The sequence below is a fragment of the Arthrobacter sp. Soil_N43 genome (genome assembly GCF_057655195.1).
The window spans coordinates 103820-115661 of the sequence record NZ_JBDGML010000092.1; the positions used below are offsets into that span (position 1 = coordinate 103820).

Genomic DNA, 11842 nt, shown 5'->3' on the forward strand with positions numbered 1-11842 from the left:
GACAAAAGAAGCACAGCCGAAGTGCCCCGCAGTCCAGCTGCGGGGCACTTCCGCGTTCTGCGGGCAGTCCATCCCGGGGGCATCGCAGGGACGCCGGGGCCCTGGAACCACTCTTGGCCGGTGCGGCTCGCTAGGCTGGCATCATGAACCCCTCCGGCAGTCTGAACCCGAGCCCGCGGACCCTTGAGGTTGAGAGTCTGTCCGGATTCGACCGGCTGGTCGGCGCGGGGGCCAAATCAATGCATGGCTGGCACGCCCAGTCCCTCGACCTCCGCGGCAGGGCTCCTGCGCTCGCTGCCATGGATGCCGAAGGCGCCGTCTTCCTGGGCTGCACGTTCGATCCCGGGGTGGAGGACGCGCTGCGCCGGCGCGGCGCCCTGATTTTTCCGAAGCTCGCCGGAGTGCCATTTGATGCCTACCGGGCGGAGCTCTACACGCCGCAGGAGCTTTACGCCGGGATCCGGGACACCCCCTATGAGGAGACGCCCGATGCCCTGGTGTACCAGTGGAGCATCCGGTCCGGCCAGCGTCACCGCCTCGACGCCACGCTCGCTGCTGCCCTGCACGACCACGCCATCGGCGATGCCCTCGACGAGCTGTCCCGCTCAGCCCGGGACGGGGGACGCACCATCGTCGGAGTCATGGGCGGCCACGCGGCGCAGCGGGGAAGCAAGGGTTTCGCGGACGCGGCCGTGTTGGGCAGGCTGCTGGCCCGCAGCGGGCGGATGGTGGCCACGGGCGGAGGGCCGGGGGCCATGGAGGCCGCCAACCTGGGCGCCTACCTGAGCGAAGCGCCCGAGGATGAGTTCCGGGCCGTGCTTCTTGAGCTGGCAGCCGTCCCGGGCTTTCGGCCCTCGGTGTCCGCGTGGGCACGCGCGGCGGCGGCCGTCGTCGAGCGTTATCCGGGCGGAACGGCTTCGGTGGGCATCCCCACCTGGTTCTACGGCCACGAACCGCCCAACTACTTCGCCACCCGCATCGCCAAATACTTTGCCAACGCGGTCCGCGAGGCGATCCTGCTGGCGCTGTGCAATGGCGGGATCGTGTTCCTGCCCGGCGCGGCGGGGACCGTGCAGGAGATCTTCCAGGACGCGTGCGAGAACTACTACGGTGCGCCCGAAACCCTGACCCCGATGGTGCTTGTGGGCCGGGATCACTGGGAGCGCCGGTATCCCACGTGGCCTATGCTGCAGAGCCTCGCCGCAGGCCGGGCGATGGAGGAGCGGATCTTCCTGGTGGACAGCGTGGACGAGGCGCTCGCGGTCCTCGACTCCTAGAGGTCCTTCCGGCATGGCACCGTGCCCAGGACCTGCAGGCCATTGAGGTCCCCGGCAGCCAGACCGTCGGGCGTGCCGATTTCCGGGTACATCAACTGGAGGGGGTCGTCCACGTGTTCCAGTCCCATGACATGGGCGAGTTCATGGAGGATGACGGCGGTAGCATAACCGGCCCCGTCAGGGCCGTTCAGTTCCACGCCGATCTGTGGGGCGTCCAGCTCGAGGCTCCCGGTGACGAAGCTCTTGGGACCGTCGCCGTAGCTGTAATGCGTGCTGCCGCCGGTGCCGATGATCTGGCCCTTGAGCTTGGGCGCAGCCTCCGGCGTGGTCCAGCTGATCAACAGCGGTGCCCACCGTTCCCCGTAAGCCTCCGGCTGGTAAGGGTCCCGTTGCGCGGACGGCAGTTCGTCCGTGGCGCCGTCATTGACGAAGCGGATGCCCGTGGCGCGCGAGATTGTCTTGATTGCCCCGTGGACCAGTCCGGCAGCGCCCTGCGGGGCAAGGTCGTCGTTCACCACGTAGTGCAGCGGCCGGCACGGTGAAAATCCCACCGGAGTGCCGTCGTCGTTCGTGGCCAAAAACGCGTACGATCCGCTCGGTGCGGGCGGAGCCTCAGGCGTGCCGAGCGGCGCGTCCGCCTCCTCGAAACCGGGCGGCGGGGCGTCCGCCGAGCGGTCGGCCGTTCCCGGGTCCCGGCCGGGTTCCCCGGCCTGGCCGGCTTCGGGCGCCCGGCCGGTCTCTCCGGCGTCCGTGCCCTCTGCAGGACCGGACACGGCGGGGTTGTTATCCCCGGACCCGAGCCGGAACTCGAGCAGGCCCGCCAGGCGCGGATCGCCGTAGGCGAGGCCCGCGGCCAGGAAGGCGCCACACCCGAGCGTGGTTATCAGGACAAGGTTCCGGATGAAGCTGCGGGCGGGCCGACCCGATCCCGCATGGCGGGCGTGCTTCCGGCGCCCGCTCTCCGGCACTAGGCGATCACCGCGCCGAAGACCATTCCCAGCAGGTAGGTGACGCCGGCGGCGCCCAGACCGATGGCCAGCTGTCGCAGGCCCCGGGTCAGGGGAGACGTTCCGGAAAGCAGGCCGACGACGCCGCCGGTTGCCAGCAGTGCCATGCCAACCAGCACCGTGGCCGTCACGAGCGCGCCGATGCCAGTCATGCCGAAAAGGAAAGGAAGGATGGGGACGATCGCGCCGGAGGCAAAGAAACAGAAGCTGGACAGTGCTGCGCCCCAGGCCGTGCCCACTGCCTCGTGCTCATCCTGGGACTGCGGGAGCTCGGGCCGCAGCGAGAGGCTCGGGTCGCAGTCGCAGCTGAAGAGCCCCATCCGCTCCGCCACGCGGTGTTCGGCGGCCTCGCGGGACATGCCGCGGGCCAGGTACACCAGCAAAAGTTCGTTGTGTTCGATGTCGAGTTGGGGCGCGGCGGCCAGCGTCACCTGGGTGGGACGGGTGGCGGCAAGGAGTTCACGCTGGGAGCGGACGGAGACAAATTCGCCGGCGCCCATGGAGAAGGCACCCGCCAACAGGCCGGCGATGCCGCTGAGCAGGACAACCGAGCTGGCCACGCCGGTTGCGGCCATGCCCATTACGAGGGCCAGATTGCTGACCAGCCCGTCGTTGGCGCCGAAAACCGCAGCCCGGAAGGTCCCGGCCAGCCGGTTGCGCCCGCGTGTGGCAAGTCCGCGCACCACTTCCTCATGGATTTGTTCGTCCGCAGCCATCGCACGGGTGGCCGAGGGCTCCCTGGTGTAGGGGGAGCGCCCCTCGGCGCGCTGTGCCAGGGCGAGCACGAAGACGGACCCGAAGTGCCGGGCCAGGAAACCCAGCATCCGGCTGCGGGCGGAGGCCCGGCGGGGCTTGCCCGCATGCTCTCCGAGCAGCTTGAGCCAGTGCGCCTCATGGCGGCCTTCGGCCTCGGCCAGGGCGAGGAGGATGGCGCGTTCTTCGCCGGTGCGGCTCTGGGCGAGATCCCGGTAAACGGCAGCCTCGGCGCGTTCGTCCGCCAGGTACTGTCGCCATCGCTTGATGTCCGCCGCGTCCGGGGTAGCGGCGGCGGCTGCACTGTGATGGTCAGATTTTGCGGGCTGAGACACGGGGACTCCTGGGCTGGATGGGGCATGGTTCGGCCCCATTGCATGCCCAGCTTACCCCGCAAATCCGCGGATTTTCGGCCGGTATTCCTCAGGTCAAGTTTTAGGGAACCCTTAATTTTTCCGTTCCGGAAGGGTTGTCCGCCCTGCCCCGGGCGCGGCCCTTGACCCCCTGCATGGGTGGTGATCTGATGAAAACGTGCCTCGTTGACGGAGGGCATGGAAGTCCAATCACACGGAGGTCTGCATTATGAACACCACCGGAACAAACCCGGAGCCTGCCCGCCGCACCATTGAATCGGATCCCGCCTACGACTTCGCCGACGACGCCCCGGTGGATGAAGACTGGGATACCGAAGACGAGTTCCTCGATTCCGAGGAAAGGGTCGTTCCCGCCGCGCCGGAAGCGGTCGACGACGATGAGCGCGTCGTCTCGCTGGACGCCGACGAGTTCCGTGCGGACGAAGAATACGAGTCGTAACCGGTCTGTTTTGACCTCGACCTTAAACGTCGACGGCGGTGCGTTCCCTATTGGGGGAAGGCACCGCCGTCGGGCGTTTTCGGTTTCGCAAGCGCCCGGGGCTCGCCGGGTGGCTCAGTCGGTGGCCGGTAGCCGCAGGTTAGCCGGCCGGGACGTGAACCGCTGGTTCCTCGGACACCTGGCCGGCCACGCGCCGGTACCAGTTCTGCATGACGGCCGGATCGGTGGGCTTGGTCGACAGTGACACCGCCACGTAGACCACGGCCGACGCCAGGAGGCCGTAGTAGATCGGCTCGTTGGCGTAAATGCCGTCCAGCGGCGCCGCGGCGTTGATCTCCAGGTAAATCATGGTGCCCAGCGTGACCACGGAACCGACGGCCATGGACGCCGCGGCGGCCACGCCCGTGCCGCGCTTCCAGACCAGCCCGCCGAGGATTGCGACGAGGAGCCCGCCCACCAGGATGTCGTACGCGATGGTCAGAGCGGCCACCACGTCCTTGGTAATGATGGCGATGACAATCGCCACGATGCCGAGTCCCAGGACCCACATGCGGTTTGCCTTGACGTCGTGCTCGGGGTTGTCCGAGTCATCCGTGTTGATCGTCTTGCCGAACCAGCTGGCCACAAACGGGAGGACGTCGGCGCGGGCCACGGTGGCGGCGGCGATCAGCGCGCCGGATGCCGTGGACATCATGGCTGCGACGGCGGCGGCGAGCACCAGGCCGCCGATGCCGATGGGCAGCAGGTTCTGCGCAACCTCCGCGTAGACCACGTCTTTGCCTGCGGCCGCGACGTCGATGTCGGGCAGGGCAACGCGGGCGCCGAGGCCGATCATGGCGCCGGCTGCACCATAGAGGATGCAGTAGATGCCGGCCGTGGCGCCGCCCCAGCGGGCAACCTTCGGCGTCTTCGCCGTGAACACGCGCTGCCAGATGTCCTGGCCAATGAGCAGGCCCAGAGTGTAGACGACGAAGTAGGTGATGATCGTCTGCAGGCCGATGCCGTCGATCTGGAAGAAGCTGGCGTCAACGCGGCTGCGGATCCCGTCGAGTCCGCCGGCGGCGTTGAGCGTGAACGGCAGCATCAGGAAAAAGATGCCGACGGTCTTGATGACGAACTGGACCTGGTCGGCCAGGGTGATGGACCACATCCCGCCGATCGTTGAGTAGACCAGCACAATGCCGCCGCCCACGGCGATGGCCAGCGCCCGGTCCCAGCCGAACAGCACCACGAAGATGGTGGCGTAGGCTCCGGTGGAGGTCGCGCAAAGCATCAGCGTGTAGGCCAGCATGACTATGCCGGACGTCTTGGTGGCGTGGCTTCCGTAGCGCAGCGTCAGCATCTGGGACACGGTGTAGATCTTGAGCTTCTGGATGGTGCCGGCAAAGAGCAGGCTCAGCAGCAGCACGCCGGCGCCGATGGCGACCACCAGCCACATGCCCGAGATGCCGAACTTGTAGCCGAGGCCGACGCCGCCCACGGTGGAGGCACCGCCAAGGACGACGGCGGCCATGGTTCCGGTGTAGAGGAAGGGCCCGAGGCGGCGGCCGGCAACGAGGAAGTCGCTGTTGTTCCGGGTGCGGGACTTGCCCCACCAGCCGAAGGCCAGCATTGCGGCCAGGTACACCACCACGATGGCGATATTGACGAAATTTGGGTCCATGATTTGGGGCTCCTTGGAGCTCTGGCAGCTTCGCGGCAGTCCGGGGGGAGTAGCAGTTGGGGGTGCACGGACTGCGCTGCTCTGAGGGGGGAAACTGAAGGGTTCGCTCCTGTTGCTTCGTAGGCAACAGTTGTTGCTTTCCAGCGTAGGCTGTGATTCGAGTAACAGTCAAGACGCAATCCTCTGTGACGCGGTTCCGGCGGCATCAGATGAGTGGCGGGCCGCTAGTATGGCTCCAAAGATGGGGCCGAGCGGCCGGCCGTGAAAGGTTCGTAAATGAAGGCACTTCCAGTTGAGCCGAGCAATGTTCCGGTTGCCATCGGTTCAAGAATCCGTGCCGCCCGCCAGTCGCAGCGGCTCACAATTGAACAGGTGGCGGATGCCACCGGGCTGACCAAGGGCTTCCTCAGCCGCGTAGAGCGTGACCTGACCTCTCCGTCCGTTGCCTCGCTGGTCACCCTGTGCCAGGTGCTGTCCATCTCCATCGGTGATCTGTTCGCCGCCCCAGAGACCCACCTGACAAAGCGCGACGCCGGTCCCCGGATTTCGCTTGGCGGTGAGGGGATCGTTGAGCGACTGCTGACCGCCCGCTCGGAGCGGCGGGTCCAGATCATCCAGGCGGTGATCGAGCCGCGGGGCCGCGGCGAGTCCGAGCTCTACGCGGTGGACTGCGACGTCGACGTGCTGCACGTTATCAAGGGCACCATCAAACTCATCCTCACCAATGAGGAATACGAACTTTCCGACGGCGACACTGTCACGTTTCCGGGGCGCGAGCCGCACACCTGGGTGAACCCGACGGACCAGTCGGTCGAGGTGCTGTGGGTGCTGGTCCCTGCCGCCAGCCGGTAGCCTTCCTTTTCCCGTGAAGCCAACCCGGGCCGCTCGCACGCGGCCCGGGGTTTTTTTGCGCCTGTGCTGCAGGGTCATTTGTAAACAGGTGATGCACATTGGGCAACTTCGAGTGTATGATGGCTGTCACACCCACCTTTCATCCTCGAAGGAGAGGCGTTCCTTTGGAAGAGCTGCGCATCGAAGCCAACGGCAACCTTGGCCCCATCGATTCATCCCGAATTCCCCGCTACGCGGGAGCCGCCACCTATGCCCGGCTGCCCCGCCTCGACCAGGTGGCCAAGGCGGACATCACAGTGGTCGGTGTCCCCTTCGACTCCGGTGTCTCCTACCGCCCGGGCGCCCGGTTTGGCGCCAACCACGTCCGCGAAGCCAGCCGTCTGCTCCGTCCCTACAACCCCGCCTGGGATGTCAGCCCCTTTGAGAACTGCCAGGTGGCAGACGCCGGCGACATGGCCGTCAACCCGTTCAACATCAACGAGGCCATCGAGACCGTCCAGCAGAACGCCCTGGACCTGACTGCCACCGGCAGCAAGCTGATGACCCTCGGCGGCGACCACACCATCGCGCTGCCGCTGCTGCGCGCTGCCGCAGAACGCGCCGGCGGCCCCGTCGCCATGCTGCACTTTGATGCCCACCTGGACACCTGGGACACCTACTTCGGCGCCGAGTACACCCACGGCACGCCGTTCCGCCGGGCGGTCGAAGAGGGCATCCTCGACACCGAGGCCATCAGCCACATCGGCACCCGCGGCCCGCTGTACGGCAAGAAAGACCTCGACGACGACCACCGCTTTGGGTTCGGCATCGTCACCTCCGCCGACGTCTACTACCAGGGCGTCCTCGAGACCGTGGCCAAGGTGCGGGACCGCATCGGGAACCGCCCGCTGTACATCTCGGTGGACATCGACGTCCTTGACCCGGCGCATGCCCCGGGAACGGGGACCCCGGAAGCCGGAGGCATCACCAGCAGGGAACTGCTCGAAATCATCCGGGGCTTCCGCGGCATGAACCTCGTGGGGGCCGACGTCGTCGAAGTCGCGCCCGCCTACGACCACGCCGAAATCACGGGCGTCGCCGCCAGCCACGTTGCCTACGAACTCGTCACCCTGATGGCCGACAACTCCGTCGAAGGGGACCGGTTCGGGGCCGACACCGGCTACGCAGCGCAGGCGCTGGGACAGGAATCCCGTCGCCCGGCCGGCTTCGCGGCGTCCTCGCCGCTGGCCGAGCCCGTCGAGGCCGGAGTCACCCGTCAGGCTGCGGGGGCGACGCAGTGATCGATTTCGATCCGGGCACAGCAGCCCCCACGAAGGGGACGGACGTACGCAACGGCGGGGACCTCGTCGTCGAAACCCTCGAGGCGCTGGGGGCGAAGACCGTCTTCGGCATCCCGGGCCAGCACGCGCTGGGCCTGTTTGACGCAATGGGCCGCGGAAACCTGCACTTCGTGTCGTCGCGCGTGGAAAACAACAGTGCCTTCGCTGCCGACGGATATTCGCGGGCCACCGGCGAGGTGGGCGTGCTGTTCCTGTCCACCGGCCCGGGTGCGCTGACTTCCCTCGCCGGGCTCCAAGAGGCCTACGCCACCGGCGTGCCGATGGTGGTCATCGCCAGCCAGATCCCGCTGGAGGGACTGGGAGCGCGCCGGAAGGGGATGCTGCACCAGCTCGATGACCAGAAGGCCTCGGCCGCGAACGTCACCAAGAGCCAGCGCCTGATCCAGCACGCCTCCGGCATTCCGTCGGCCATCCAGGACGCCTGGACGGAAGCCATCTCCTCGCCGCAGGGGCCCGTCTGGCTGGAAATTCCGCAGAATGTCCTGCTCGATCCCATCATGGTTCCTCCGGTGGAGGACGCGCTTGCCGAAGCTGCGGACAACCCGCCGCGTGTCGAGTTGGTCCGCGAAGCAGTCAAATGGCTGTCGGCGGCGGAACGTCCGGCCATCATCGCCGGCGGCGGCACACGCCGCGGGCGGGCCGAGAAGTCGCTGCTTTCCATCGCTGAGAAACTGCGCGCCCCGGTGATTTGCACCCCCGGCGGAAATGGCGCGTTCCCGTGGAACCACGAGCTGTCGCTGCAGTCCTGGATCGAGGACCGCCACATGACCGACGTCCTCGAGGATGCCGACGTGCTGATCGTCATCGGCTCCTCGCTCGGTGAAGTCACATCCAACTACTTCACGTTCGAACCACGGGGCCGGATCATCCAGATCGATGCCGAACCCCGGGTGCTCGAATCGAACCGGCCCGGGCTGGGCATCCGCGCCGACGCCGGCCAGGCGCTCGCCGCCCTGGATGCTTCCCTGGTGGTTGAGCCTGTCGAAACCAGGTCAAACTGGCACGGGATATCGCCGGAGGACCTGGTGCGGGAGACCCTGGCCAAGGTGCGCGCGCGGCTCGAGTCCCAGGACGTCGGCAAGGAACTGAAGTTCATGGCCGACATCCGCGAGGCCGTTCCCGCAGACATGCAGACCTTCTGGGACATGACCATTTCCGCGTACTGGGGCTGGAGCTGCTGGGACGCACGCGAGGGCCAGTTCCATTCCGCCCAGGGTGCCGGCGGGCTGGGCTACGGCTTCCCTGCGGCCATCGGGGGAGCGGTGGGCCTCGAAACCGTGGGCAAGTCCGGCTCTTCGGCGCGGGTGCTGGCGGTCTCGGGCGACGGCTCTGCCATGTACTCCATCTCGGAACTGGCCACCGCCAAGCAGCACAACGTGCCGGTCACCTGGCTGATCGTGGACGACGGCGGATATGGCATCCTGCGCGAATACATGGTGGGCGCGTTTGGCAAGGCCACGGCCACCGAGCTCGCGCGCCCGGACTTCGTGAAACTCGCCGAGGCCTTCGGAGTGCCGGCCACCCGCGTGGCCCCGGAAAACGTGGGGGACGCGCTGAAGGCGGGGTTCGCCGCGGACGGCCCGAACGTCGTCGTCGTCGAAACCCTGCTCAGGATGTTCGCCCCCACCCACCTGGCCCCCTAACCCCGCCCACCCCCACCACCAAAGCGCGAACGAACACTTAAGCCCCCAGCCAAACGCAACAACCCAGCGCGAACTGGCAGCTAACGCCCCCTCAGCACGAATTTGAGGGCATTAGCTGCCGGTTCGCGCTTGGTGTTAACCGCAGGCCGTGCGGTTAGTTTCCTCAAGCAACCATTTTAAGATATGGTTGCTTCAGGCAAACAAGTAGGAGGGTGCCCGCGATGGCAGTCGAGCCCAGCACCGCAGCCGAACTGGTGCGCGGGATTTTCGACCTGCAACGGGCCGTCCGGTGTGTGGCAGTCGCCAATTCGAGGGGAATGGACACCGGAGTGGCGTTGCAGGGGGTGCTCCGGTTTGTGGGGGAGAAGGAGTCGCGCGCCACCCACCTGGCTGCGCGACTGGGCGTCAGCGCCCCTGTCCTCAGCCGGCACATCGCCGAACTTGAGGAGCTGGGGCTCGTCCACAGAAGGCCGGACCCCGAGGACGGCCGGGCCCAGCTGGTGGCGCTCACCGAAGCGGGGCGCGTGAAGCTTCGCGATATCGAAGAGCACCGCGCCTCCACCCTGCAGGAATACCTGCGGGAATGGAGCCAGCACGACGCCGAGGAGACGGCGAAAATTCTCCGCAATCTTGCGGGATCCCTCAAGGATTCCGCCCGGGCAAAGGCGGCCGGCCCCATCACCGAGAACCCCACCCATTAGGAGCACGCCCGTGTCGAGCACTGCCACCCAACCACCCTTGGCGATGACCCACCGGCAGATCATGGAAGCCCTCACCGGCCTCCTTGCCGCGTTCTTCACCGCCATCCTCAGCAGCACCATCGTGGCCAACGCGCTGCCCACCATCATGTCCGATCTCAAGGGGACACAGACAGATTTCGCCTGGGTCATCACCGCTGCGCTGCTGGCCAACGCCGCCACCACGCCCATCTGGGGCAAGCTGGCGGACCTTTATAACAAGAAACTGCTGGTCCAGCTCAGCATCGTGGTCTTCGTGGCCGGCTCGGTCATGGCGGGCCTGTCCGCAACCATTCCGCTGTTGCTCACCGCCCGCGTCATCCAGGGCGTGGCCATGGGAGGCCTGACCGCCCTTGCCCAGGCGATCATTGGGTCCATGATTCCGCCGCGCGACCGCGGAAAGTACTCGGGCTACATGGGCGCTGTCATGGCGGTGGGCACCGCCGGCGGGCCGCTGCTGGGCGGATTCATTGTGGACAGCCCACTGGGCTGGCGCTGGACGTTCTTTGTCTGCGTGCCGCTCGCCGTCGTCGCCCTGGTCTTGCTGCAGCTCACCCTGAAAATCCAGCACGTCAGGCGCCCCGCCAAGATCGACTGGCTGGGCTCCATCCTCCTCACCTCCGGCGTCAGCCTTCTCCTGATCTGGGTATCGTTTGCGGGCAACCCTGAATACTACGACTGGTGGTCGTGGCCGTCGGCTCTGATGGTGGGCGGCGGAATCCTGCTGCTGGCCCTCCTGGTGGTCGTGGAGTCCAGGGTGGCCGAACCGATCATCCCGCTGAAAATCATCTCCGAACGCACCACTGCCCTGGCGATCTGGGCGTCCGTCGCGGTGGGCGTGGCCATGTTCGGCTCTTCGACCTTCCTTGGCCAGTACTTCCAGGTGGCCCGCGGCGCCACGCCCACCGAGGCAGGGCTTCTGACCCTGCCCATGATCGCCGGCAACCTCGTCGGTTCAGTCGTTTCGGGACTGCTCATCAGCCGCACCGGAAAGTGGAAACGCTACCTCGTTGCCGGCGCCGTCCTGCTGATCGGTGGCCTGGGCCTGGGCGGCACCATGGACCACACCACTGATCTCTGGAAGGCGGGCGTCTTCACGGCCATCCTGGGCCTGGGGCTGGGCATGCTGATGCAGAACCTTGTCCTGGCTGTTCAAAACACTGTCAGCGCCCGGGACATCGGCACCGCGAGTGCATCCGTGGCGTTCTTCCGGTCGGTCGGCGGTGCGATCGGGGTCTCGGTCCTCGGCGCCATCCTGGGCAACCGGGTCCAGGAACTCGCTGCGCAGGGGTTCGCCGCGGCCGGCATTTCCGGGGCCGGAGGTTCGGGGGCGACGCTCGACCTGGCCGACATGCCAGCCCCCGTCCGCGACATCATGCGGGCTGCGTATGGCGACGCCACGGCGGAAATCTTCCTGATCGCCGCCGCCATTGCCGTGGTGGCGCTGGTCGCCGTACTCCTGATCACGGAACGCCCGCTCCGGCGCACGGTGGATGTGCAGCCGGCAGCACGGCACGCTGAGGCACCGCAGGGTCCGGCCGGATCCTGTCATGAAGCGCGGCGGGAAGAACAGCGGTTTGAACCACGGCAGGAGAGCCCGACGGCGGAGCTCACCGCCGCGGGGAAGTGACCGGCAGGCCGCCGCTCACCTCGCCACACGGCGCGTTCGCGCTTCCTGGAGGGGCTTAAGTGTCCGTTCGCGCTTCCTGGGGGTGGGCGTACTCCCCAGGGATGATCTTCGCGGGTGATGTTTCGCT

Annotated in this window: 10 protein-coding genes; 7 read left to right on the plus strand and 3 right to left on the minus strand. The window is 67.1% G+C overall.

Annotated features, from left to right (window positions below; translation table 11 throughout):
* The first annotated feature begins 143 nt into the window (after positions 1 to 143).
* Positions 144 to 1277 carry an LOG family protein gene (locus AC3A3W_RS11435; protein ID WP_487442851.1) on the plus strand — a complete coding sequence of 378 codons (1134 nt, stop codon included), beginning with the start codon at positions 144 to 146 and terminating at the stop codon, positions 1275 to 1277.
* On the opposite strand, the gene AC3A3W_RS11440 is transcribed toward AC3A3W_RS11435, so the two are convergent.
* Together AC3A3W_RS11440 and AC3A3W_RS11445 are read right to left on the minus strand one after the other, a co-directional pair.
* A complete protein-coding gene (locus tag AC3A3W_RS11440; protein WP_487442853.1) occupies positions 1274 to 2245 on the minus strand; it encodes a matrixin family metalloprotease in 972 nt (323 codons plus the stop codon). The genes AC3A3W_RS11435 and AC3A3W_RS11440 overlap by 4 nt on opposite strands.
* Positions 2245 to 3372, minus strand: a complete 1128-nt coding sequence (locus AC3A3W_RS11445; protein WP_487442855.1) for a VIT1/CCC1 transporter family protein — start codon at positions 3370 to 3372, stop codon at positions 2245 to 2247. Before AC3A3W_RS11445 ends, AC3A3W_RS11440 begins: the two co-directional genes overlap by 1 nt.
* A 247-nt stretch (positions 3373 to 3619) precedes the next feature.
* On the opposite strand from AC3A3W_RS11445, the gene AC3A3W_RS11450 reads away from it, so the two are divergent.
* Positions 3620 to 3850, plus strand: a complete 231-nt coding sequence (locus tag AC3A3W_RS11450) for a hypothetical protein (RefSeq protein ID WP_487442856.1) — start codon at positions 3620 to 3622, stop codon at positions 3848 to 3850.
* Positions 3851 to 3989: 139 nt separating this feature from the next.
* Here AC3A3W_RS11450 and AC3A3W_RS11455 read toward each other — a convergent pair whose 3' ends face one another.
* On the minus strand, positions 3990 to 5513 hold the full coding sequence (locus tag AC3A3W_RS11455) for a sodium:solute symporter family protein (protein ID WP_487442858.1): 1524 nt from the start codon (positions 5511 to 5513) through the stop codon (positions 3990 to 3992).
* Between the two features lie 276 nt (positions 5514 to 5789).
* On the opposite strand from AC3A3W_RS11455, the gene AC3A3W_RS11460 reads away from it, so the two are divergent.
* The 5 genes from AC3A3W_RS11460 (at position 5790) to AC3A3W_RS11480 (ending at position 11715) form a co-directional block, all read left to right on the plus strand.
* Positions 5790 to 6365 carry a helix-turn-helix domain-containing protein gene (locus AC3A3W_RS11460; RefSeq protein ID WP_205653371.1) on the plus strand — a complete coding sequence of 192 codons (576 nt, stop codon included), beginning with the start codon at positions 5790 to 5792 and terminating at the stop codon, positions 6363 to 6365.
* Positions 6366 to 6529: 164 nt separating this feature from the next.
* The gene (gene speB, locus AC3A3W_RS11465) at positions 6530 to 7645 is read left to right on the plus strand and encodes an agmatinase (protein ID WP_487442860.1); all 1116 of its coding nucleotides are present in this window, start codon (positions 6530 to 6532) and stop codon (positions 7643 to 7645) included.
* Complete coding sequence (locus AC3A3W_RS11470) at positions 7642 to 9348, plus strand: thiamine pyrophosphate-binding protein (protein ID WP_487442861.1); 1707 nt, start codon at positions 7642 to 7644, stop codon at positions 9346 to 9348. The genes speB and AC3A3W_RS11470 overlap by 4 nt, the downstream gene beginning before the upstream one ends.
* Before the next feature lie 221 nt (positions 9349 to 9569).
* On the plus strand, positions 9570 to 10049 hold the full coding sequence (locus AC3A3W_RS11475) for a MarR family winged helix-turn-helix transcriptional regulator (RefSeq protein ID WP_487442863.1): 480 nt from the start codon (positions 9570 to 9572) through the stop codon (positions 10047 to 10049).
* 43 nt (positions 10050 to 10092) lie between these two features.
* Positions 10093 to 11715, plus strand: a complete 1623-nt coding sequence (locus AC3A3W_RS11480) for an MDR family MFS transporter (protein ID WP_487442914.1) — start codon at positions 10093 to 10095, stop codon at positions 11713 to 11715.
* Positions 11716 to 11842: the final 127 nt, after the last annotated feature.